This is a genomic window from Azospirillum sp. A1-3, from assembly GCF_023806445.1.
Classification (GTDB): Bacteria; Pseudomonadota; Alphaproteobacteria; order Azospirillales; family Azospirillaceae; genus Azospirillum.
In genome coordinates this window covers 200419-224367 of record NZ_JAMSLU010000006.1, presented here as the reverse complement: position 1 = coordinate 224367, position 23949 = coordinate 200419, and the positions used below count along the sequence as shown (strand labels likewise).

Genomic DNA, 23949 nt, shown 5'->3' with positions numbered 1-23949 from the left:
GGGGAGGGTTAGGGAGGGGGCAAGAGCACGTCACCGATCCAGAACAGTGCAGCGGAAGCCCCCATGCCCTTCATCGAAGCCGCCGGCATCACCCAGCACTACGACCTGACCGGCCCGGCCGACGCGCCGGTGCTGCTGTTCGCCAACTCCATCGGCACCAGCTTCCACATCTGGGACGCCGTGGTGCCGCACCTGTCGCATCGCTACCGCATCCTGCGCTACGACATGCGCGGCCACGGCCTGACCCAGGTGACGCCGGTCACCGAGGATGCCGGCTACAGCATGGACATCCTCGCCGACGACGCCGCCGGCCTGCTCGACGCGCTGGGCATCGAGCGCGCCCATGTCTGCGGCCTGTCGATCGGCGGCATGATGGCGCAGCGCCTCGCCGTCAAGGCGCCCGGCCGAATCCACGGCCTGATCCTGTGCGACACCGCCGGCGTCATCGGCCCGCAATCGGTCTGGACCGACCGCATCGCCGCCATCCGCGCCCGTGGGATGACCGCGATTTCCGACGGGGTGATGGCCCGCTGGTTCACGCAAGGTTTCCGCGACAGCCGCCCCGACCAGATCCGCGGCTACACCGCCATGGTCGCCCGCACCACCGAGGACGGCTATGTCGGCTGTTCGATGGCGATCCGCGACGCCGACCTGCGTGCCGCCAACGCCGCCATCACCGCCCCCACCCTGGTGATCTGCGGCGAGCATGACGTCGCCACCCCGCCCGATTCCGCCCGCGAACTGGCTTCCGGCATCCCCGGCGCCCGCTTCGAGCTGCTGCCCGGCGCCGCCCACATCCCCGGCGTCGAAAAGCCGGCGGAGCTGGCCGCCCTGATCGACGGCTTCCTGAGGGACCTCTGATGGACGACCCGGATATGAAGGACAGGGATCTGTACGACCGCGGCATGGCGGTGCGCCGTTCGGTCCTGGGCGACGCCCATGTCGACCGCTCGCTGGAGCGCGCCACCGAGTTCGACGCCGATTTCCAGGAGTTCATCACCAAGACCGCCTGGGGCCAGATCTGGACCCGGCCGGGCCTGGACATCCGGACGCGCAGCATGCTGACCATCGGCATGCTGGCGGCGCTGGGCAAGGACGGCGAACTGAAGCTGCACATCCGCGCCACCCGCAACACCGGCGTCACCCGCGACGAGGTGAAGGAAATCCTGATGCAGGCCGCCGTCTATGCCGGTGTCCCCGCCGGAAACCACGCGATCGCGCTCGCCCGTGCCGTCTATGCCGAGATGGATGAAGAGGACGCCCGGAAAGGGTAAAAAGCCATGACCGCCATCCACCATGCCGACCCGCTGCTCGACCCGCTCTTCACCAGCGACGTGGCGGCCGACGCCTTCTCCCCGGCAGCCCGGCTGCAGGGCATGCTGGATTTCGAGGCGGCGCTGGCGCGGGCGGAGGCGGCGGTCGGCGTCATCCCCTCGCACGCCGTTCCGGCCATCGAGGCAGCCTGCCGGGCCGACCTCTACGACCTGACCGCGCTGGGGGCGGAGGCGGCACTGGCCGGCAACACCGCCATCCCGATGGTGAAGCACCTGACCCGCGCGGTGAAGGCCGCCGACGAGGAGGCGTCGCGCTACGTCCATTGGGGCGCCACCAGCCAGGACGCGATGGACAGCGGCCTGATGCTTCAACTGCGCCGCTTCCTCGACGGCCTCGACGCCAATCTGGCCGCCCTTGCCGACGGCTTGGCCGACCTCGCCGACCGCCACCGCGCCACCCCGATGGTCGCCCGCACATGGTTGCAGCACGCCCTGCCGACCACCTTCGGCCTGAAGGCCGCCGGCTGGCTCGACGCATTGGACCGCGACCGTCAGCGCATCGCCGCCGCCCGCAACCGCTTCGCCCTGCAATTCGGCGGCGCCGCCGGCACGCTTGCCGCATTGGGTGACGCCGGCCCTGCGGTGGCGGAGGCCCTGGCCCGCGACCTCGACCTGCCCCTGCCCGCCCTGCCTTGGCACGCCAGCCGCGACCGCATCACCGAACTGGCGTCATCCCTCGGCATCCTCGCCGGCACGCTGGGCACGCTCGGCCGCGACATCTCGCTGATGATGCAGATGGAGGTCGCCGAAGCCTTCGAGCCGAGCGCCCCCGGCCGCGGCGGCTCCTCCACCATGCCGCACAAGCGCAACCCGGTGTCCTGCGCCGTCCTGCTCTCCACCGCCATCCGCGCCCCGGCCCTGGTCGGCGGACTGCTGGCCGCCCAGGTGCAGGAGCACGAACGCGGCCTCGGCGGCTGGCATGCCGAGTGGCAGGCCCTGCCCGACCTCTGCCGCCTCGTCGCCGGCGCCGCCCGCCACGCCCGCGAGACCATCGCCGGCCTGACCATCGATGCCGAGCGCATGCGGACCAACCTGGACCTGACCCGCGGCCTGATCCTGGCGGAGGCGGTGACCATGGCTCTCGGCGACCGCATGGGTCGCATGGCCGCCCATTCCCGCGTGGCCGACGCCAGCCGCCGCGCATCCTCCTCCGCCCGCCCCCTGCGCGACGTGCTGGCCGAGGATGCCGAAGTGGTCCAGGCGCTGGGCGCCGACACCCTCGACCGCCTGTTCGACCCGCTGAACTACACCGGCTCCGCCTCCCATTTCATCGACCGCGTGCTGGACAACCATAAGCAAACACAAGGTCGGCAAAGCTGACCGCTCCCAAGGAGGGACCCCCAAGATGGACACCGCCGTTCAGGAGTCGGAGGGTGACTTCAGCCCCCGCGATTGGGCGCAACACCCGCCCTACCTGTCGCCGCTCTACAAATCGACGGTGCTGCGCTCGCCGTCCAAGCCGCTGATCCCGATGAAGCAGTGCCTGTCGGTGCGCAGCGGCCCGGTGTTCGGCCATGACAGCGTCGATCCGCTCGACAACGACCTGACGAAGAACGGCCGCGTCAACGGCGAGCCGATCGGCGAGCGCATGATCGTCACCGGCCGCGTGCTGGACGAGAGCGGCCGGCCGGTGCCGTACACGCTGCTGGAGATCTGGCAGGCCAACGCCTGCGGCCGCTACGTCCACCGTTGGGACCAGCACGACGCGCCGCTCGACCCCAACTTCTTCGGGGCCGGCCGCTGCATCACCGACGATCAGGGCCGCTACCGCTTCACCACCATCAAGCCCGGCGCCTATCCCTGGGGCAACCACCACAATGCGTGGCGCCCGGCCCACATCCATTTCTCGCTGTTCGGGCCGTCCTTCCTGACCCGACTGGTCACCCAGATGTATTTCCCCGGCGATCCCTTGCTGCCGCTCGACCCCATCTACAACGGGGTACCGGAAGGCGCGCGCGAGCTGCTGGTCTCCCGCTTCTCCATCGACGTGACCGAGCCGGTGTGGGCGCTCGGCTATGAATTCGACATTGTCCTGCGCGGACGCCAGGCCACGCCGATGGAGGGCTGACCCGAGATGACCACGATGCTGAAACAAACCCCGTCCCAGACCGTCGGCCCCTATTTCGCCTATGCCTGGACGCCGGAACTCTACGGCCGCCGTCCGCTGGCGACCAACCGGCTGGCCACCCGCGACATGCCCGGCGAGCACATCCGCATCGAAGGCGTGGTGTATGACGGCGAGGGCGCACCGATCCGCGACTGCGTGGTGGAGATCTGGCAGGCCGGCGCCGACGGCAAGCACGCCCCCAGTGCGGCAGGCTTCGGCCGCTGCGGCACCAACGACGCGGGCTATTACTTCTTCGACACGGTAAAGCCCGGCGTCTGCGAGACCGGCCACGCCCCGCACATCGCGGTGACGGTGTTCGCCCGCGGCATGTTGAGTCACGCCTTCACCCGCCTGCACTTCTCCGACGAGACGGCGGCGAACGCCGCGGACCCGGTGCTGACGACCGTCCCCGCCGACCGCCGCGACACCCTGATCGCCCAGCGCGCCGAAGTGCCGGGCGGAGTCGTCTACCGCTTCGACATCCGCGTGCAGGGCGAGGGGGAGACTGTGTTTTTCGACTGTTGAGGTGAACTCAGGCCGCCGGGTGCCCCCTCCCCATCCCTCCCACACCGAAGTGGGGGAGGGATGGGGAGGGGGCATCGTCAGCCGACACCCCCGACACCCCTCACCCCTCGCGGATCGTCGCCACGAAGCGCTGCACTTCGGTCCGCAGCTGCGCCGACTGGTGCGACAGCGTGTCTGCCGCCGCCCGCGCCTGGGAGGCCATGCTGCCGGTCTCGCTGGCGGCGCGGGTGACGCCCTCGATGTTGGTCGACACCTCGCGGGTGCCGGCGGCGGCCTGCTGGACGTTGCGGCTGATCTCGCGGGTCGCCGCCCCCTGCTCCTCCGCCGCGGCGGCGACGGCGGTGACCGTCTCGCTGATGCCGACGATGGTGCGGCCGATGGCCTGGATGGCGCCGACGGCACTGCCGCTGACCGACTGGATCTCGGCGATCTGGGCGGCGATCTCCTCCGTCGCCTTGGCGGTCTGGCTGGCGAGGTTCTTCACCTCCTGCGCGACGACGGCGAAGCCCTTGCCGGCCTCCCCCGCCCGCGCCGCCTCGATGGTGGCGTTCAGCGCCAGCAGGTTGGTCTGGCCGGCGATGGACTGGATCAGGTTCACCACGTCGCCGATCTTCTGCGCCGCTTCGGCCAAGCCGGCAACGGTGCCGTTGGTCTTCTCGACCTCGCCCACCGCGTCGTTCGCCATGCGCGACGAGGCGGCGATGCGCTGGTTGATCTCCTCGATGGAGTGGGCCAACTCCTCCGCCGCGGCGGCCACCGTCTGCACGTTGCTGCTGGCGACATCGGCGGCACTGGCGACGGCGGAGGCCTGCGCGTTGGTCTGCTCGGCGATGGCCGACAGCCCTTCCGAATCGGTGCGGATCAGCTCCGCCTGCTCGGTCACGCTGGCGACCACGCCGCCGACCGTGCCCTCGAACCGGTCGGCCATGCGGGCCAGATCCTGCCTGCGCCGTTCGGCGGCCTGCGCCTCGTCCCGGCGGCGCTGCTCCTCCATCTCGGCGACGCGGCCGGCATTCTCCTTGAACAGCTGCAGCGCCTTGTTGATCGACCCGATCTCGTCGGCGCGGTCGCGGTCGCGCACCTCCACGTCCTGCCGGCCGGCGGTCAACGCCTCCACCGTCGCGATGATCCGGCGCAGCGGCGTGCCGACGATGGTCCGGGTCGACAGCCACAGCGCCAGCAGCAGGCCGGCGGTCAGCAGCACGGCGCCGATGGCGATGAAGTTGCGCAGCTCGACCTTCGGCACCTCGACCTGATTCATGGGCAGATTGATCAGCACCGACCAGGGAGTGCCGGTATCGCCGATGTCGACCGGCCGGAACAGCTGCTTGACCTCGGTCTTCAGGCTGGCCGACACCGAGAAATGGGCGAAGGTCTTGCCGTCGCGGATGGCGGGCAACGCCTCCTTCAGCCGTTCGTTGGTCTGCAGGATCGACTTGCCCATATGGTCGGCGTTGCTGTAGCCGGCCCACAGGCCGCCGTTGGAGATCAGGAAGACCGACCCCGTCCCGAAAGGCTTCGCCGTCTTCAGCTCATTCCAGATCTCGTCGGTGGCGATGTCGACGCCGGCGACGCCGACGAACTTGCCGCCTTCCATGATCGGAACCACCAGCGACACCATCAGGATGGTCTTGCCGGCCACCACATAGCTGTAGGGTTCGACGATCACCTCCTTACCGGTGCGCTTGGCCTGCTGGTAATAGAGGCCGTCGGGGCCGGGATCGTCATAGGCGGTCAGCGCCTCCAACTGGACCTTGCCGCTGCCGCGGTTCCAATAGGAAATGAAGCGGCCGCTGGCGTCGCTGCCGGCGCTGTTGACGAAGTCGGAGTCCTTGCCGTCCAGCGCGTTCGGCTCCATGCCGACCCACACGCCGATCAGGGTGGGATTGCTCTCCAACAGGCTTTTCAGCCAGTCGTTCAGCTTGGCGCGGTCGGCGACGCCGCTGCGTTTCAGGCTCAGCAGAGTGGTCCGCATCAGGCGGCTGATGTTCATGGCGTCGTTCAGGCGCCGCTCGACGGTTTCGGCATGGTATTTGCCGAGTTCGTCCCCGACCTTGAAGGACAAGGCGTCGGTATCGGCCCCGCTCTTGGCGGAGATCACGACCGTGCCGATCCCCAGCCCGACCAGCAGAACCACGCCGATCGCCAAAACCAGTTTGGTCACCAAAGGCAACTTCTTGAACATCGATGATCCCCACGACATACCCGGACAAGGGTCCGACACCCCCGACCGACTGTCGCGCAGTTCTGTTAAATTCAAGTAAATTAATTGCTAATATATCTGCCGCCCCAACAGATGAAGAGGGAAACTTTCAAAGGATGGCAAGCGCTCATACCTTAGTCTGAAAATTCATACTTTAGGACCTGCGCCGAAATCTTTCGGGCACATACAACCTTCACTCCGCGGCATAAAGAAAAAGGGGCGGACCGGTCGTCCCGGTCCGCCCCCCTCACAACGTCGGCAGGCATCGCCCGTGATTACTTCCGGGCGGCGGTGATGGCGGCCTGCAGGTCCTTCAGCACGTCGGCACCGCCGTCGGCGGCGTACTTGTCGAAGGCGGGCTTGACCATCTCGCGCATGCGGTCCAGCTCGGCCGGGCTCAGCTCGTTGATCTGCATGCCCTTTTCCTTCAGGTAGGCCACGCTCTGGGCCGAGGCCTCGCGGCTGTCCTTGCGCTCGAAATCGCGCGAGGCGACGGCGGCCTCGTTCAGGATCTTCTTCTCGTCCGCCGACAGGCCGTCGTACCAGCGCTTGCTGGCCAGCATGATCCACGGGCTGTAGACGTGGCGGGAAATGGTCAGGTACTTCTGGACTTCATAGAACTTGGACGACTGGATGGTGGTGACCGGGTTCTCCTGGCCGTCGACCGTGCCGGTCTCCAGCGCGGTGAACAGCTCGGAGAAAGCCAGCGGCACCGCGTTGGCGCCGAAGCGGTTGAACATGTCGATGTAGACCGGGTTCTGCATCACGCGCAGCTTGATGCCGCCCATGTCCTCGACCTTGGTGATCGGGCGCTTGCTGTTGGTCAGGTTGCGGAAACCGTTCTCCCAATAGACCAGCCCGACCAGCCCCTTGTCGTTCAGCGACTTCAGCAGCTTCTCGCCGAACGTGCCGTCCAGGACGGCGTCGGCTTCCTTCTCGTTGTTGAACAGGAAGGGCAGGTCGTAGACGCCGAAATCCTTGACGATGCCGACCAGCGTGGCGGTGGAGCCGACCATCATCTCCTGCGCGCCGCCGATCAGGGCGTTCTGCATCTGGATGTCGCTGCCCAGGCTGGCGTCGCCGAAGCCCTTCAGCTTGAGCTTGCCGCCGCTGCGCTTGGACAGTTCCTCGGCGAAATACTTCACCGCCCGGCCCTGGTTGCTGCTCTCCGACAGGCCATAGCCGAAGCGGATGATGCGGGTCTTCACGTCCTGGGCGGAGGCCGTGATCGGGGCGAGCAGGGCGGCGGCGATGCCGGTGGCGAGCAGCAGTTTGCGGAACATGGGTGTCGAACTCCCTTGAGGTCTGGTGTTTCGTTCTGATTGGTCTTGATAGGCGTCAGTGGAACAGGTGCAGCGGCATGGTGACGATCTCCGGCACGGCGATCAGCAGGCCGAGCAGGACGATGTAGGTGAGCAGGAAGGGCCAGATGCCCTTGGTGGCGCTTTCCAGCGAGATGCGGGCGACGCCGCACACCACGTTCAGCACCGTGCAGACCGGCGGATGGATCAGGCCCAGCGTGCCGATCAGGACGAACATCACGCCGAAATAGGTCGGGTCGATGCCGGCCTTGATCGCCAGCGGGGTCAGCACCGGACCCAGAACCAGGATGGTCGGCGTCAGGTCCATCACCGTGCCGACGGCCAGCAGCAGGAAGGCGATGGCCAGCATCAGCAGCTTGGGATGGCTCATCAGCGGGGCCAGCAGCTCCGTCATCTGCTGCGGCAGGTCGGCCAGCGTCACCATGTAGGACGACACCAGCGCGGCGGCGCACAGGAACATGACGGTGCTGGTGGTGCGCGCCGCCTGGACCAGCAGCGGGACCAGCTGCGGCAGCGTGACCTGACGGTAGACGAACAGCGCGACGAACAGCGAATAGACGGCGGCGACCACCGCGGCCTCTGTCGGCGTGAAGATGCCGCCGCGCAGGCCACCGATGATGATGACCGGCAGGGCCAGCGCCCACACGCCGTCGCCCAGCGCCTTCAGCCGCTCCCGCCCGCTCGCCTTCGGCTGCAGCTTCACCGTCATGTCGCGGCAGACGAAGACCCACGCGCAGACCAGACCGATGCCCATCAGCAGGCCAGGGACGATGCCGCCCATGAACAGCGCGCTGATCGAGGTGTTGGTGGTCACGCCGAAGATGATGAAGGGCATGCTGGGCGGGATGATCGGGGCGATGATGCCGCCCGACGCGATCAGACCGGCCGAACGCGGCACCGGATAGCCGTGGTCGCGCATCATCGGGATCAGCAGGGTCGCCAGCGCGGCGGTGTCGGCGATGGCCGAGCCGGACAGGCTGGCCAGCATCACCGAGGCGCCGATGGTGACGTATCCCAGCCCGCCCTTGATGTGGCCGACCAGGCTGACCGCCAGGTTGATGATGCGCTGGGAGATGCCGCCGGCGTTCATCAGCTCGCCGGCCAGGATGAAGAAGGGCACCGCCATCAGCGGATAATTGTCGGCGCCGCTCAGCATGTTCTGGGCGACCAGCTGGGCGTCGAAGAAGTCGAGGTGGACCATCAGCGCGACGCCGGTCAGCATCAGCGCGAAGGCGATGGGCATGCCGAGCAGCATGAAGCCGAACAGCGAGCCCAGGAAAATGGTGAGCGTCATGGCGGCGTCTCCGTCCGCAGGAAGTCTTCTGGTCTGGGCTCAGTGCTTGGCGACGGCAGGGCTGCCGTGGCCGGGTGCCGGCGGCGCCACGGCGGGGCCGTGCGATTCCGGATGGTCCAGCATGGTGTCGGGGTCGCCGGGGACGCGGGCGCCCGGCTGGTTGGTGACGATCCGCCACAGGTTCGCCAGCACGGTCAGCGCCATGGCGATGGCCGGGAAGAAGCCCGCCGCCGCATAGAAGGCCATGGGGAAGCGCAGGACGGTGGAGAAGGTCTCCATCCCGATCAGCAACTGGATCCAGCTTCCCTGCACGAACAGCCACAGGGCGTACAGCATCATCAGATGCGCGATCACCGCGCAGGCCCGGCGGACCTTGGCCGGCAGGCGGCTCTGCAGGATCTCCAGCCCCAGATGCCGCTGGTGGCGCAGCGCCACGGTGGCGCCCAGGAACACCAGCCAGACGAACATCAGCCGCGCGATCTCTTCCGCCGCGACGATGCCGCTGTTGAAGACATAGCGCAGGACGACGTTGCCGAAGACGAGACCGACCATGACCGCCAGCATCAGCGCCATGATCCATTCGGTGACCCGCTCCAGCAGATCAGCAACGCGCTTCATGCGTTCCTCCCAAAACAATCACCGCCGGTCAGGCGGGCATGCGCATCGGCGACGATGGCCTCGGCCGGCAGCGTCACCTCGTAGGACAGCACCGGTTCGTCGGCCGCCGGCATCTCCAGGTCGGCGAACTGGCTGTCGACCAGGGCCATCGGCATGAAATGGGCGGTCCGCGCCCCCATGCGCGAGGCGATCAGCGCCTTGTCGCCGTGCAGATGCAGGAACACCACCCGTTTGCAGTCGCCGCGCAGCCGGTCGCGATAGCGCCGCTTCAGCGCCGAACAGGCGACGACCAGCCCCCTGCCCTCGCGGTCGGCATCGGCGATGAAACCGGCCAGCGTGCCCAGCCAGCCGTCGCGGTCGGCGTCGGTCAGCGGGATGCCGGCCGACATCTTCTCGATGTTGGCAGGCGGGTGGTGGGCGTCACCCTCGATGAATTCATGGCCCAGGGCCAGGGCCAGGGTCTGGCCGACGCTGGACTTGCCGCAGCCGGCCACGCCCATCACCACGACGATCAGCGGTTCGGCGCCGGCAGCATCCCCGGACGGAGGTTCGGTCTGAGGGGCGGTCATGCCGGGGGACGGCGCGATGGGGGGACCGTTCATGAGGCTCATGTTCCCGAATACCGGTGCGGGACGGCGTCCGCGACCAGGGTCGCGGCGGGCCACGCACTGACAAGGTTATGTTAGCGCTATCATTCGCGGGTCACTGAGAGGTCTACGACCATGGAGGCCGGACTGCACGGATGACGCCGAGACGAGTTGCTGATACTGTTAGCGCTAACCTTGACGCGCGTAAAGAGTTTTGTTTGAGTTGCGGACAAACTGATCGGGGATGGCCGCGGGTTGCAGGCTCAAGCTCTGCATGGCATGCGGCTGTTGCCGAGAATGATACACATCGGTGACCGGCGAGCCCGCGCGACCTTCCGTCGCGCCGGTCGGACTCGGATCGCCGGAATTGAAAGGACGAAGCCCTGTGACGACCCGTGGCGGTGATCGGCCAGCATCCTCGGCGGTCAAGACGCGCAAGCCGCGCTCCTCGCGCACCGGCCGCGCCACCATGGCGGACGTGGCGGAGCGGGTGGGCATCAGCGCCATCACCGTGTCGCGCGCCTTCAAGCGGCCGGAACTGGTGGCGCCGGAGCTTCGCCAGCGCATCCTCGACACCGCCCAGTCGATGGGCTACGTGCCGAATCAGGCCGCGAGCGCGCTGGCCTCGGCGCGGTCGATGACGGTGGCGGTGCTGATCCCGTCGATGACCAACATGGTCTTCGTCGAAACGCTGGCCGGCATCCACGACATGCTGCTGCCGCGCGGCTACCGCGCCCTGATCGGCGTCACCCACTATTCCCCGGTGGAGGAGGAGCGGCTGATCCGCACCTACCTGCAGTTCCAGCCCGACGGCATCCTGCTGACCGGCACCGACCATACCGAGGTCACCCGCACCTACCTGTCGGCCCTCTCCAGCCCGACCGTCCACATGATGGAGCTGCTGGACGATCCCGACAGCCTCAGCGTCGGCTGTTCGCAGGAGGAGGGCGGCCGGCTGATGACCACCCACCTGCTGGAGCGCGGCTACCGCCGCATCGGCTTCGTCGCCGTGCAGCTCGACCCCCGCACGCTGGCGCGGCTCGACGGCTACCGCCATGCGCTGGAGGAAGCCGGGCTGTATGACGAAAAGCGCGTCTGGCGCCTGCCCGACCCGTCCTCCATCCACCTCGGCGCGGCGATGATCGACCGGCTGATGGCGGAGAACAGCGACTGCGACGCCGTCTTCTTCTGCAACGACGACCTGGCCCAGGGCGCCCTGTTCCAGTGCCAGCGGCGCGGCATCCGCGTGCCCGACCAGCTCGCCGTCGCCGGCTTCAACGACCTGCCGGCGTCGGCCTGGACCACCCCGACCCTGACCACCGTCGCCACGCCGCGCTACGCCATCGGCCGCCACGCCGCCGCCATGCTGCTCGACCTGATGGACGGCAAGGACCCGCCGCAGCACCGCCTCGACCTCGGCCTGACCTTCATCGCGCGGGAGAGCACGTGAGGGGGGCGGTTGCCCCCCAAACCACACCCCCTCCGCCCCGCCAATGATCCGGATCAACCGCGGCGCGTAAGGCCCGGCATGGCAGCCGCGCAGGCTCGGCGTCGCTAAGCGGCGGGGCCGGGCGTAGACTGTGCGTATGCTGACGCTTCGACATCTGGCGATCGACACCGTCCGGGAGAATGTCGCCTTCCTCAACCGCCGCTGCACCCGGTACCATGTCGAGGATTTCCTCGGGCTTGGGCGGGTGGAGGTGCGGAACGACGGCCGCTCCCTGCTGGCGGTGCTGAACATCGTCGACGACCCCGCCATCGTCGCCCCCGACGAAATCGGCCTGTCCGACCCCGCCTTCGGCCAGCTCGGCCTTGCGGAGGGCTCCGCCGTCCATCTCGTCCCGCCGACCCCGCCGGAGAGTTTCGAGCTGGTGCGCGCCAAGGTCGGCGGCGCCGCCCTGACCGACGACCAGCTGGCCGCCATCATCCGCGACGTCACCGACCAGCGTTATTCCAAGATCGAGATCGCCGCCTTCCTGATCGCCTGCGCCAGCTTCATGACGACGGCGGAGGTGCTGGGCCTGACCCGCGCCATGGTCGCCGCCGGCACCCGGCTGCATTGGGATGGCCCCAACGGTATCGCGGGCGCCATCGCCGACAAGCACTGCATCGGCGGCATCCCCGGCAACCGCACCTCGATGATCGTGGTGCCGATCGTCGCCGCCCACGGCCTGCCGATTCCGAAGACCTCGTCGCGCGCCATCACCTCGCCCGCCGGCACCGCCGACACCATGGAGGTGCTGGCCAACGTCGACGTGCCGATGGAGCGCATGCAGGCCATGGTGCGCGAGGCCAAGGGCTGTCTGGTCTGGGGCGGCCATGTCCGGCTGTCGCCGGCCGACGACATCCTGATCTCGGTCGAACGGCCGCTCGCCATCGACACCCGCGAACAGCTGGTCGCCTCCATCCTGTCGAAGAAGGTGGCGGCCGGTTCCACCCATCTGCTGATCGACATCCCCGTCGGCCCCAGCGCCAAGATCCGCAGCGCCGGCGATGCGGTGCGCCTGCGCAAGCTGTTCGAGCATGTCGGCGACCGGCTCGGCCTGACGCTGGAGGTGGCGATCACCGACGGCTCGCAGCCGGTCGGGCGCGGCATCGGCCCGGTGCTGGAGGCGCGCGACGTGATGGCCGTGCTGCACAATGACCCCGCCGGCCCAGCCGACCTGAAGGAGCGCGCCCTGCTGCTGGCCGGCCGCATCCTGGAATTCGACCCCGCCGTCCGCGGCGGCAGCGGCAACCGCCGGGCGCGCGACCTGCTGGAATCCGGCGCCGCCTTGGCCTCGATGGAACGGATCATCGCCATGCAGGGTCCGCCGCCCGCCGTGGCGACGCTGGGCTCGCTGGTCGCCGAGGTCGCCTCCCCCGCCGACGGGGTGGTATCGTCGCTCGACTGCTACCGCCTCGCCCGCATCGCCCGGCTGGCCGGTGCGCCGACCGACAAGGGCGCCGGCATCGACCTGCTGCGCAAAGTGGGCGACCCGGTGCGCCGGGGCGAGCCGCTGTACCGCATCCACGCCAGCACAAACGCCGACTTCACCTTCGCCCAGGCCTATGCCGCCGACGACAACGGGGTGCGGGTGGTGGGGTGACGACCAGCCAAGGAGCCAACCAATGTCCCTGTCGCTGACCTTCCATGGTGCCGCCGGCACGGTGACCGGCTCCTGCTTCCGCCTGTCCACGCCGAACGGCGACGTGCTGATCGATTGCGGCATGTTCCAGGGCACCAAGACGATCCGGGAGCTGAACTACCGCCCCTTCCCCTTCGATCCGTCCTCGATCGCCGCCGTGCTGCTGACCCACGCCCACATCGACCATTCCGGCCTGCTGCCGAAGCTGACCCGCCTCGGCTTCCGTGGCCGCGTCTACGCCACCGGCGGCACGGTGGACCTGCTGGAATACATGCTGCCCGACAGCGGCTATATCCAGGAGGGCGAGGTGGAGCGGCTGAACCGCCGCAACCGCCAGCGCGGCCGGGCCGCCGTCCAGCCGATCTACACCCAGGACGACGCCATCCGCAGCCTGCGCCGGCTCCGCCGTGTCGAATACGACCGCTGGACCGAGATCCTCCCCGGCCTGCGCGCCCGCTTCTGGCAGGCCGGCCACATCCTTGGTTCCTCCTCCGTCGAGATCGAAGCCATAAGCGGCTTTGACACTGGTGCTGGCGAACCCACCCGCATCCTGTTCTCCGGCGACATCGGCCCCGGCGGCAAGAGCTTCCACGCCGACGCCGAGGGACCGGAGCGGCCGGACTGGATGGTGCTGGAGACCACCTATGGCGACCGCGACCGCGCCGACCTGGACGAGGCCGGACGGCAGGCGGTGTTGCGCGCCGAAGTCTCGACGGCTCTGGCGGCCGGCGGCGTCCTGCTGATCCCGGTCTTCGCGGTGGAGCGCACGCAAGAACTGCTCTACGACCTCGACTGCCTGTTCGACGGCGGACAGCTGCCGGCGGTGGACGTCTTCCTCGACTCGCCGCTGGCCGACGCGGTCACCGGCGTCTTCCGCCGCCATCTCGACGATCTGGAGACCGACGGCGACCCCTTCACCCGCGCCAATTTCCACCATGTCCGCAGCGTGCCGGAAAGCCAGCGCCTCAACACCCTCTCCGGCGGCGCCATCATCATGGCGGCCAGCGGCATGTGCGATGCCGGCCGCATCCGCCACCACCTGAAGAACCGCCTGTGGCGTCCGCAGGATACCGTTCTTCTGGTCGGCTATCAGGCCCCCGGCACGCTGGGCCGCCTGCTGCAGGAGGGCACCCCCCGCGTCCGCATCCATGGCGAGGAAATCGCGGTGAAGGCGAAGGTCCACTCGATCGACGTTTATTCCGGCCATGCCGACCGCACCACCCTGCTGGATTGGGTGGAGGCCCGCCACGGCGTCGGCCACGGCCTGTTCCTGGTCCATGGCGAGGAGCCCGCCCGCGCCTCCATCCGGCAGGCACTGATCGACAAGGGCTGGTCGGCGGAGCGCATCGCCCAGCCCGCGCTGGACGACCGCGTCGACCTCGCCGCGCCGCGCCCGCTGGTGCCGGCCGACCGTCACCCCCGCCTCGCCCCCGCCGACCTCGCCGCCGGCCTCGACTGGCACAACCACTATGCCGAAGCGCTGCTGGCGCTGCGCCGCACGCTGGACGCCGCCCCCGACGACGCAACGCGCGAACGCATCCTGGCCGGCGTTATGGGCGCGCTGGACAAGGATGACAAAGCCGGCAAGGGAGCGCAGCCATGACCGTCAAGCGCATCCTCATCGCCGTGGTCGTGCTGGCGCTGCTCGGCGCCGGTGCCGCCTATGGCTGGCGGGCGATGCAGGGCAACCGGCTACCCGCCGGCTTCGCCTCCGGCAATGGCCGGATCGAGGCGAACGAAATCGACGTCGCCACCAAATATGCCGCCCGCGTCCTGACCATCCCGGTGCAGGAGGGCGATCTGGTGGAGGCCGGCGCCATCATCGCCACGCTCGACACCCGCGACCTGGAAGCGCAGCTCCGCTCCGCCGAGGCCCAGCTGCGCCAGGCCCGCCGCGCCCGCGACGAAGCCGCCGCCCTCGTCGCCCAGCGCGCCAGCGAAGCCGATTTCGCCGCCAAGGAGATGGAGCGGGCGCTGGTCCTGTTCGGCAAGGGCCATGTCTCCGAACAGCGCGTCGATCAGGCCCGCAACAGCCGCCGCACCGCCGACGCCGCGCTCGACGCCGCCAAGAGCCACCTCGCCAGCGCCGACGAGGCGATCACCGCCGCGGCCGGCGATGTCGACCGCCTGACCACCCTGGTCGCCGACGGCGTGCTGAAGGCGCCGCGCAAATCCCGCGTCCTCTACCGTCTGGCCGAACCCGGCGAGGTGCTGGCCGCCGGCGGCAAGGCGGCGACGCTGCTCGACCTGTCGAATGTCTACATGACCTTCTTCCTGCCGACCGACACGGCGGGCAACTTGGCGCTCGGCGCCGAGGCCCGCATCCTGCTGGACGCCGTTCCCGACATCGCGATCCCCGCCATGGTCACCTTCGTCGCCCCGCGTGCCCAGTTCACGCCCAAGCAGGTGGAGACCAAGTCCGAACGCGACCGCATGATGTTCCGCGTCAAGGCCCGCGTCCCGGAAGCGCTGGTGACCCGCTACATCGAGCGGGTGAAGACCGGCCTGACCGGCATGGCCTATGTGAAGCTGGACGACACGGCGGTCTGGCCCGACTGGCTGGAATCGAAGCTGACGCGGGAAGCGGCCTCCCCCCCACCGATCTCTCCCTCTCCCCCCCGGGGAGAGGGTCGGGGTGAGGGGGACGCACAGCATGATTTCGCCAGAATGACTCCCTCTCCCGTCCCGGGAGAGGGAAGGGGCCCGCCGCGAAGCGGTGGGAAGGGTGAGGGGTCGGGCACGAAGCCATGCGGTTCGGGATGCTTGGATCACCCCTCACCCTCCCCGCCTTCGGCGGGTCCCCTCCCTCTCCCGGGGCGGGAGAGGGCATTATCATGACTCCCACCCCAGCCGTCTCGCTGTCCGGCGTGCGGCACCGCTATGGCGGGACGGTGGCGCTGGAGGACGCCTCTCTCGACATCCCTGCCGGAGCCAGCGTCGCGGTGATCGGCCCGGACGGCGTCGGCAAATCGACCCTGCTCGGCCTGATCTCCACCGCCAAGAAAATCCAGCAGGGCAACGTCCACGTCCTCGGCACCGACGTTTCCGACCGCCGTGGCCGCGCCGCCCTCCAGCCGCGCATCGCCTATATGCCGCAAGGGCTCGGCCGCAACCTCTACGCAGACCTCAGCGTCGCAGAAAACCTTCAGTTCTTCGGCCGCCTCTTCGGCCTGAACGCCACCGAGCGCCAGCGCCGCATCGCCGACCTGCTGGAGTCCACCGGCCTCGCCCCTTTTCCCGACCGCCCGGCCGGCAAGCTGTCGGGCGGCATGAAGCAGAAGCTCGGCCTGTGCTGCGCCCTGCTGCACGACCCCGACCTGCTGATCCTCGACGAGCCGACGACCGGCGTCGATCCGCTCTCCCGCCGGCAGTTCTGGGATCTGATCGCCCGCATCCGCGCCGGCCGCGCCGGCATGACCGTGCTGGTCGCCACCTCCTACATGGACGAGGCCGAGCGCTTCGACCAAGTCGTCATGATGAATGCCGGCCGACTGCTCGCCCACGACACCCCCGCCGCACTGAAGGAGCGGACCGGTGCCGCCGATCTGGAGGAGGCCTTCGTCGCCCTGCTGCCGGACGAGGCCAAACGCGGCCACGAGCGCCTGACCGTCCCGCCCCGCCCGCCCGAGCCCGTCGGCGCCGAACCGGCCATCGAGGCGATCGGCCTGACCCGCCGCTTCGGCGATTTCACCGCGGTGTCGGACATCAGCTTCCGCATCGGCCGCGGCGAGATCTTCGGCTTTCTCGGCTCCAACGGCTGCGGCAAGACCACCACCATGAAGATGCTGACCGGCCTGCTGCCCGCCACGGCGGGAGAGGCGCGGCTGTTCGGCAAACCGGTGGACGCCACCGATCTGGAGAGCCGCCGCCGCGTCGGCTACATGGCGCAGGCCTTCTCGCTCTATGGCGAGCTGACGGTGCGCCAGAACCTCGACCTGCACGCCCGGCTGTTCGACCTGACCGACGCCGAACCCCGGCTGGCGGCGCTGGTCGAGCGTTTCGGCCTGTCCCCCTACATCGACGCGGTGGCCGACCGCCTGCCGCTCGGCGTACGGCAGCGGCTGTCGCTGGCCGTCGCCATCCTGCACGGTCCGGAGTTGCTGATCCTCGACGAGCCGACCTCCGGCGTCGATCCGGTGGCGCGCGACCAGTTCTGGCGCGACCTGATCGCTCTGTCGCGCGACCAGGGGGTGACGATCTTCGTCTCCACCCATTTCATGAACGAGGCGGCGCGTTGCGACCGGGTGGCCTTCATGAACGCCGGCCGCGTCATCGCCGCCGGCCCCCCCGACGAGCTGCGCCGCCAACAGCAGGCCGACAGCCTGGACGATGCCTTCATCGGATTTATGGAACAGGCGGAGGGGGATGCTCAACTCGACACCCCGCCCAATCCCCCTCTCCCCCCCGGGGAGAGGGTCGGGGTGAGGGGGACGCGCAGCGAGGATTCCCGAGAAAATCCCGCCACGCCACCCCCTCACCCTAACCCTCTCCCCGGGGGGGAGAGGGGATACAGCACCGCAAACTCCCCCCTCTCCCGCCGCCGCCTGCTCGCCTACGCGTGGCGCGAAACCCTCGAACTCCGTCGCGACCCCGTCCGCCTGACCGTCGCCCTGCTCGGTACCGTCCTGCTGATGCTGGTCTTCGGCTTCGGCATCACCATGGATGTCGAGAACCTGACCTTTGCCGTCCTCGACCACGACCGTTCCCCTGAGAGCCGCGCCTATATCGAACAGTTCGACGGCTCCCGCAGCTTCCGCGCCACCCCGCCCGCCATCGACGCCCACGACCTCGCGCTCCGCCTGCAGCGGGGCGAGGCGTCGCTGACCATCGAGATCCCCGAGGGCTTCGGCCGCGATCTCCGCCGTGGCCGCATCCCGGAGGTGGCGGTGCGCATCGACGGCGCCATGCCCTTCCGGGCGGAGACGATCCAGGGCTATGTCGCCGGCCTGCACCAGCGCTTCATCGAAGATGCCGCCACCGCCTCCGGCGTCACCCTGCCCGCCCCCGCCGCCACTCTGGAGATGCGTTACCGGTACAACCAAGCCTTCCGCAGCCTGGACGCCATGGTGCCCAGCACCATCGGCCTGATGCTGGTCTTCATCCCCGCCATCCTGGCCGCCCTCGGCGTGGTGCGCGAAAAGGAACTGGGCTCCATCACCAACCTCTACGTCACCCCGGTGACCCGGCTGGAGTTCCTGCTGGGCAAGCAGCTGCCCTATATCGGGCTGGCCACCTTCAACCTGCTGCTGATGGTCGCCATGGCCGTGACCCTGTTCGGCGTGCCGGTGAAGGGCAGCCTGATCGGCCTCCTGCTCGGCGGGCTGGTCTATGTGGTGGCGACCACGGCGCTGGGGCTGCTGATCTCCGTCTTCACCGCGACGCAGACGGCGGCGGTGTTCGGCACCGCCATCGTCACCATGCTGCCGGCCACCCAATTCTCCGGCATGCTGCAACCGGTCTCCACGCTGGAAGGCGGGGCGTGGCTGTTCGGCACGCTGTTCCCCACCACCCACTTCCTGAAGATCTCCGTCGGCGCCTTCACCAAGGGCCTCGCCCTGCCGGAGCTTCTCCCCTTCATCCTGGCGACCGCCGCCTTCGTGCCCGTCTTCCTGGCGCTGGGCGTCGCCTTCCTGCCGAAACAGGAGCGCTGAACCATGATGCGCTTCCTCCGCAACAGCCTGACGCTCGCCCGCAAGGAATGGATCAGCCTTCTGCGCGACGTCTTCATGCTGGGCTTCGTCGTCTATTCCTTCACCTTCTCCGTCTACAGCGAGGCGACCGGCATCTCGCACGACCTGCGCAACGCCGCCATCGCCATCGTGGATGAGGACCGCTCCACCCTGTCGCAGCGGCTGGTCTCCAGCTTTCACCAACCAGAGTTCCAGACCCCGGTGATGATCGGCCATGCCGAGGTCGATCCGGCGATGGATTCCGCCCGCTACACCTTCGTGCTCGACATTCCGCCCGATTTTCAGGCCGACGTGCTGGCCGGCCGCAGCCCGACGATCCAGCTGCTGATCGACGCCACCGCCATGATGCAGGCCGGCATCGGCTCCGGCACCATCCAGGGCATCGTCGATGACGAGGTCGGCCGCTTCGTCCGCCGCGAGGCCGAGGGCACCGCCGCCCCGGTCAGCCTTCAGATCCGCGTCGCCTACAACGAGGCGCTCGATACGAAGTGGTTCACCGGCACCATGGCGGTGGTCAGCAACGTCACCATGCTGGCGGTGCTGCTGGCCGGCGCCGCCCTGATCCGCGAGCGCGAACACGGCACCCTGGAACATCTGCTGGTGATGCCGGTCCGCCCGGCAGAGATCATGGCCGCCAAGGTGCTGGCGAATGGAGCGGTGATCCTGGGCCTGACGCTGGTGGCGCTCTGTGTGGTGCTGCGCGGCCTGCTGTCGGTGCCGCTGGCCGGCTCGGTCCCGCTGTTCCTGGCCGGGACGGCGCTCTACCTGTTCTTCGCGACGGCGCTCGGCATCTTTCTCGGCACGGTGGCGCGCTCGATGCCGCAGCTGGGCTTGCTGTTCATCCTGATCGTGCTGCCGATGGACATGCTGTCCGGCGGCTTCACCCCGCTGGAAAGCGAACCGGAATGGCTGCAGACGGCGATGCAGTTGTCACCCTCGACCCATTTCGTCGCCTTCGCCCAAGCGATCCTGTTCCGCGGGGCGGGCTTCGACGTGGTGTGGCCGAGATTCGCGGCGACGGCGGGGATCGGCGCGCTGTTCTTCGCGTGGAGCTTGGCGCGGTTCCGGAGGCATTTGGCGAGTTTCAGGTGAGGGGGACGTGTTGCCCCCTCCCCGACCCTCCTCCGCTTGCGCGGGAGAGGGTGCCTTATGCGAAGCGGCGGCAGTTCCCTCTCCCGCGAAGCAGGGGAGGGTTAGGGAGGGGGCATTCGCCAGCCGAAGCCCGAACTCCCCCACCCCCAAACCTCAGTGCGATCCGCCGCCTTCAAACGACGGCGCGCTCAGCCCCGACGCCACCAGCTGCTCGATCAGTGCGCCCTTCAGCCGCTCCAGCCCTTCCTGGCTGTAGGACTCGGCGCGGGCCACCAGCACGTCCTGGGTGTTGGACGCGCGCAGCAGCCACCAGCCGTCGTCGGTCGTCACGCGGACGCCGTCGATGTCGTTGACCTTGGCGCCCGACGCCTTGACCCGGCCCTTGACCTCCTCGACCACGGCGAACTTGCGTTCCTCGTCGATCTGGAAGCGGGTCTCCGGCGTGTTGACCATGTCCGGCAGGCCGTCGCGCAGGTCCGCCAGCGTGGTGTTCAGCTTGCTGACCAGCCCGACCAGACGCACGCCGCAATACAGCGCGTCGTCGAAGCCGTACCACTTGTCGGCGAAGAAGATGTGGCCCGACATCTCGCCGGCCAGCGGCGAGCCGGTCTCCGCCATCTTGGCCTTCAGCAGAGAGTGGCCGGTCTTCCACATCAGCGGGTTGCCGCCATGCTTGGCGATCTCGTCGAACAGGACCTGGCTGGCCTTGACGTCGGCGATGATGGTGGCGCCCGGATGGCTCTTCAGCACGTCGGCGGCATAGAGCGCGACCAGCTGGTCGCCCCACACCACGCGGCCCTTGTGGTCGATGGCGCCGATGCGGTCGCCGTCGCCGTCGAAGCCGATGCCGATGTCGCAGCCATGCTCCGCCACCGCCTTCTTCAGGTCGACCAGATTGGCCTCGACCGTCGGGTCCGGGTGGTGGTTGGGGAAGTTGCCGTCGATCTTGTCGAACAGCAGGACATGCTTGCCCGGCAGCTTGGCGGTCAGCCGGCGCAGGATCTCGCCCGACGCGCCGTTGCCGGCGTCCCAGGCAATCTTCAGGTCGCGGGTGCCGTCATAGTCCTTCAGCAGGCGGGCGACATACTCGTCCTGGACGTCGATCTTCTCCGACGAGCCCTGGCCCTGCTCCCAGTCGGCCTTGGCCGCCATGGTGCCGAGTTCCAGGATCTGCTGGCCATAGACCGGACCCTTGCCCAGCATCATCTTGATGCCGTTGTAGTCCGGCGGGTTGTGCGAGCCGGTGATCATGATGCCGGCCGCCGCGTCGCGGTCGCGGGTGGCGAAATACAGCATCGGCGTGGGGCCGAGCCCGATGCGCAGGACGTGCAGGCCGGTGGAAACCAGCCCGTCGACCAGCGCCTCCTCCAGGTCCGGCGAGGACAGACGGCCGTCATAGCCGACGCAGACCGTCTTGCCGCCCTTGCGCACCACCACGGTGCCGAAGGAGCGGCCGACCGCGCGGGCGTCGGCGGGAGTCAGCGTCTTGCCGACGATGCCGCGGATGTCGTACTCGCGCAGCACCGTGGGGTGGAAGGTATGGGCTTCGCTCATCGTCTCGTTAGTCCTCTGTTGGACGCCGTCTTTGGACCTTAACCGCGGTCCATTCCACCGGCCGGCGACGGCCGTCCGATGGAGCTGTAGGTGAAGCCGGCCTTCGCCATGTCCTCGGGGTTGTAGATGTTGCGCAGGTCGATCATCACCGGCCGCTTCAGCATCGACTTGACCCGACGCAGGTCGAGCGCGCGGAATTCGTTCCACTCCGTGAGAATAGCGACGCAATCGGCCCCTTCCAAGGTGCCGTAGGCGTTCTTGGCCCATTCCACGCCGGGAAGCAGCTTTTCCGCCTCGTGCATCGCCGCCGGATCGAAGGCGCGCACATGGGCGCCCGCCGCCTGCAGCGCCGGGATGATGTCCAGCGACGGGCTGTCGCGCATGTCGTCGGTGTTCGGCTTGAAGGCGACGCCCAGCACGGCGACGGTCTTGCCGTCCACCGAACCGCCGCAGGCGGCGATGATGCGCTCCGCCATCTGCTTCTTGCGCTTGTCGTTGATGTCCACCACCGTCTCGATGATGCGCAGCGGGCTGCCGACCTGCTGGGCGGTGCGGACCAGCGCCAGCGTGTCCTTCGGGAAGCAGGACCCGCCGTAACCCGGACCGGGGTGCAGGAACTTCTTGCCGATGCGGCCGTCCAGCCCGATGCCGCGCGCCACGTCATGGACGTTGGCGCCGACCTTCTCGCACAGATCGGCGATCTCGTTGATGAAGGTGATCTTGGCGGCCAGGAAGGTGTTGGCGGCGTATTTCGTCAGCTCCGCCGTCTCCAGCGAGGTCACGACGATCGGCGTCTCGATCAGGTAGAGCGGCCGGTAGAGCCGGCGCATCACGTCGCCCGCGCGGTCCGACGTGGCGCCGATGACGACGCGGTCGGGCCGCATGAAGTCGCCGATGGCCGAGCCTTCGCGCAGGAATTCCGGGTTGGAGGCAATGTCGAACTCGGCGTCGGGGCGCACCCGGCGGATGATCGCCTCGACCTCGCGGCCCGTCCCGACCGGAACGGTCGACTTGGTCACCACCACCGTGTAGTGGTCGAGATGCTGGGCGATCTCCTCGGCGGCGCCGAAGACATAGGACAGGTCGGCATGGCCGTCGCCGCGGCGCGACGGGGTGCCCACCGCGATGAACACGGCGTCGACGCCCTGCATCGCCTCCTTCAAATCCATGGTGAAGGACAGGCGGCCGGCGGCGACGTTGCGGGCGACCAGATCGTCCAGGCCGGGCTCGTAGATCGGAATTTCGCCGCGCTTCAGCCGCTCGATCTTGCCGGCGTCCTTGTCGACGCAAGTGACGTGCACGCCGAATTCCGAAAAGCAGGCGCCGGAGACCAGGCCGACATAGCCCGTGCCGATCATCGCTATGCGCATCGCGTCCCCCTCATATCCTTAAAAAGGAATCCTGTATGTCTCTGGGATGCCCAGGTGAATTTTCACCGCGGGGCGTTCCTCATGGCCGGCCATTTCGCCCGGCCGGCTCCTTATTCATGACGCAGCATTCCGGGCACAGCCCAAACGCACGCGCCCGCCGCCGTCCGGATCAGGGGACGGGGGCGGGCACCGCGTCATGCGTGCTGCCCGTCGGTCAGCAATATTTGCGCAGCATGGCACGCACCTTGTCGGCCATGTCCGGCCGGTTCAGCGCGTGGGCGAGAGTCGCCTCGATGAAGCCGACCTTGTCGCCGCAGTCGTAGCGGGTGCCTTCGAAGCGCAGGCCGTGGAACGGCTGGTTGCCGATCAGCTTGGCCATCGCGTCGGTCAGCTGGATCTCGTTGCCGGCGCCGCGCTGCTGCTTTTCCAGATGGTCGAAGATTTCCGGCTGCAGGATGTAGCGGCCGATGATCGACAGGGTCGACGGCGCGTCTTCCGGCTTCGGCTTCTCGACGAGACCGCGGACCGTGGCCAGACGGCCGTCGTCCTTCTCGACGTCGAGGATGCCGTAGCTGCTGGTCTTTTCGCGCGGCACGTCGACGACGGCGACGATGTTGCCGCCGACCTCCTCGTACGCCTCGACCATCTGCTTCAGGCAGGGGGTCTTGCCCTGGACGAAGTCGTCGGGCAGCACGATGGCGAACGGGTCGTTGCCGATCAGGGCGCGGGCGCACCACACAGCGTGGCCGAGGCCGAGCGGAACCTGCTGGCGGGTGTAGAAGCAGCGGCCGGGAGCGATCTCGCTGTGGCGGACCTCTTCCAGCGCGTCCAGCTTGCCGCGCTCTTCAAGCGTGCGGTTCAGTTCGGTGTCGGCGTCGAAATGGTCTTCGATGGCGCGCTTGGAACGGCCGGTGACGAAAACGAAATCCTCGATGCCGGCGGCGCGCGCCTCTTCGACGGCATGCTGCAGCAGGGGGCGGTCGACCAGGGGCAGCATCTCTTTCGGGATGGCCTTGGTGGCCGGCAGGAAGCGCGTGCCGAGACCGGCGACCGGGAACACCACCTTGCGCACGGGTTTCCGCATTGGACGTCTCTTGTGGTTGAGGCGAAATCAAATCCATCGTG

General features: G+C 68.5%; 19 protein-coding genes. 11 read left to right on the top strand and 8 right to left on the bottom strand.

Features of this window, described 5'->3' with window-relative positions; genetic code table 11:
• The first annotated feature begins 63 nt into the window (after positions 1-63).
• From pcaD to pcaG, 5 genes are read left to right on the top strand one after another with little or no spacing between them, the layout of a single operon-like run.
• Positions 64-861, top strand: coding sequence for a 3-oxoadipate enol-lactonase (gene pcaD / locus M5E06_RS28800; RefSeq protein WP_252141184.1), 798 nt, complete (start codon positions 64-66; stop codon positions 859-861).
• Positions 861-1274, top strand: a complete 414-nt coding sequence (pcaC, locus tag M5E06_RS28795; protein WP_502802018.1) for a 4-carboxymuconolactone decarboxylase — start codon at positions 861-863, stop codon at positions 1272-1274. Before pcaD ends, pcaC begins: the two co-directional genes overlap by 1 nt.
• Before the next feature lie 6 nt (positions 1275-1280).
• Positions 1281-2654 (top strand): 3-carboxy-cis,cis-muconate cycloisomerase, encoded by a 1374-nt coding sequence (locus M5E06_RS28790; protein ID WP_252141183.1) that lies wholly within the window; start codon positions 1281-1283, stop codon positions 2652-2654.
• Between the two features lie 25 nt (positions 2655-2679).
• Complete coding sequence (gene pcaH / locus M5E06_RS28785) at positions 2680-3402, top strand: protocatechuate 3,4-dioxygenase subunit beta (protein ID WP_252141182.1); 723 nt, start codon at positions 2680-2682, stop codon at positions 3400-3402.
• Between the two features lie 15 nt (positions 3403-3417).
• Positions 3418-3966 carry a protocatechuate 3,4-dioxygenase subunit alpha gene (gene pcaG, locus M5E06_RS28780; protein ID WP_252141181.1) on the top strand — a complete coding sequence of 183 codons (549 nt, stop codon included), beginning with the start codon at positions 3418-3420 and terminating at the stop codon, positions 3964-3966.
• Between the two features lie 100 nt (positions 3967-4066).
• Here pcaG and M5E06_RS28775 read toward each other — a convergent pair whose 3' ends face one another.
• From M5E06_RS28775 to M5E06_RS28755, 5 genes are all read right to left on the bottom strand, one after another.
• Complete coding sequence (locus tag M5E06_RS28775) at positions 4067-6130, bottom strand: methyl-accepting chemotaxis protein (RefSeq protein WP_252141180.1); 2064 nt, start codon at positions 6128-6130, stop codon at positions 4067-4069.
• A gap of 314 nt (positions 6131-6444) precedes the next feature.
• Entirely contained in the window at positions 6445-7452 is a 1008-nt protein-coding gene (locus M5E06_RS28770) for a TRAP transporter substrate-binding protein (protein WP_252141179.1), read from the bottom strand.
• Positions 7453-7507: 55 nt separating this feature from the next.
• Entirely contained in the window at positions 7508-8785 is a 1278-nt protein-coding gene (locus M5E06_RS28765) for a TRAP transporter large permease (RefSeq protein ID WP_252141178.1), read from the bottom strand.
• A 39-nt stretch (positions 8786-8824) separates the two neighbouring features.
• Positions 8825-9403, bottom strand: coding sequence for a TRAP transporter small permease (locus M5E06_RS28760; RefSeq protein ID WP_109150503.1), 579 nt, complete (start codon positions 9401-9403; stop codon positions 8825-8827).
• Complete coding sequence (locus M5E06_RS28755; protein ID WP_252141177.1) at positions 9400-10005, bottom strand: gluconokinase; 606 nt, start codon at positions 10003-10005, stop codon at positions 9400-9402. The genes M5E06_RS28760 and M5E06_RS28755 overlap by 4 nt, the downstream gene beginning before the upstream one ends.
• A gap of 370 nt (positions 10006-10375) precedes the next feature.
• Between M5E06_RS28755 and gntR the strand changes: the two genes are divergently transcribed.
• The 6 genes from gntR to M5E06_RS28725 all read left to right on the top strand — a co-directional run bounded on the left by gntR (position 10376) and on the right by M5E06_RS28725 (position 19900).
• Complete coding sequence (gntR, locus tag M5E06_RS28750) at positions 10376-11440, top strand: HTH-type transcriptional regulator GntR (protein ID WP_252141176.1); 1065 nt, start codon at positions 10376-10378, stop codon at positions 11438-11440.
• A gap of 136 nt (positions 11441-11576) precedes the next feature.
• Complete coding sequence (locus M5E06_RS28745; RefSeq protein ID WP_252141175.1) at positions 11577-13079, top strand: thymidine phosphorylase family protein; 1503 nt, start codon at positions 11577-11579, stop codon at positions 13077-13079.
• Between the two features lie 22 nt (positions 13080-13101).
• Entirely contained in the window at positions 13102-14721 is a 1620-nt protein-coding gene (locus M5E06_RS28740; RefSeq protein WP_252141174.1) for an MBL fold metallo-hydrolase, read from the top strand.
• Positions 14718-15956, top strand: a complete 1239-nt coding sequence (locus tag M5E06_RS28735) for an HlyD family secretion protein (RefSeq protein WP_252141173.1) — start codon at positions 14718-14720, stop codon at positions 15954-15956. Before M5E06_RS28740 ends, M5E06_RS28735 begins: the two co-directional genes overlap by 4 nt.
• Complete coding sequence (gene rbbA / locus M5E06_RS28730; protein WP_252141172.1) at positions 15953-18769, top strand: ribosome-associated ATPase/putative transporter RbbA; 2817 nt, start codon at positions 15953-15955, stop codon at positions 18767-18769. Before M5E06_RS28735 ends, rbbA begins: the two co-directional genes overlap by 4 nt.
• Before the next feature lie 3 nt (positions 18770-18772).
• Positions 18773-19900 carry an ABC transporter permease gene (locus M5E06_RS28725; RefSeq protein WP_252141171.1) on the top strand — a complete coding sequence of 376 codons (1128 nt, stop codon included), beginning with the start codon at positions 18773-18775 and terminating at the stop codon, positions 19898-19900.
• A gap of 153 nt (positions 19901-20053) precedes the next feature.
• Here M5E06_RS28725 and pgmG read toward each other — a convergent pair whose 3' ends face one another.
• The 3 genes from pgmG to galU form a co-directional block, all read right to left on the bottom strand.
• Positions 20054-21454, bottom strand: coding sequence for a phosphoglucomutase/phosphomannomutase PgmG (gene pgmG / locus M5E06_RS28720; protein ID WP_252141170.1), 1401 nt, complete (start codon positions 21452-21454; stop codon positions 20054-20056).
• Between the two features lie 38 nt (positions 21455-21492).
• A complete protein-coding gene (locus M5E06_RS28715) occupies positions 21493-22824 on the bottom strand; it encodes a UDP-glucose dehydrogenase family protein (protein ID WP_109150510.1) in 1332 nt (443 codons plus the stop codon).
• A gap of 214 nt (positions 22825-23038) precedes the next feature.
• Positions 23039-23908, bottom strand: a complete 870-nt coding sequence (galU, locus tag M5E06_RS28710) for a UTP--glucose-1-phosphate uridylyltransferase GalU (protein WP_109150511.1) — start codon at positions 23906-23908, stop codon at positions 23039-23041.
• Positions 23909-23949 lie beyond the last annotated feature (41 nt).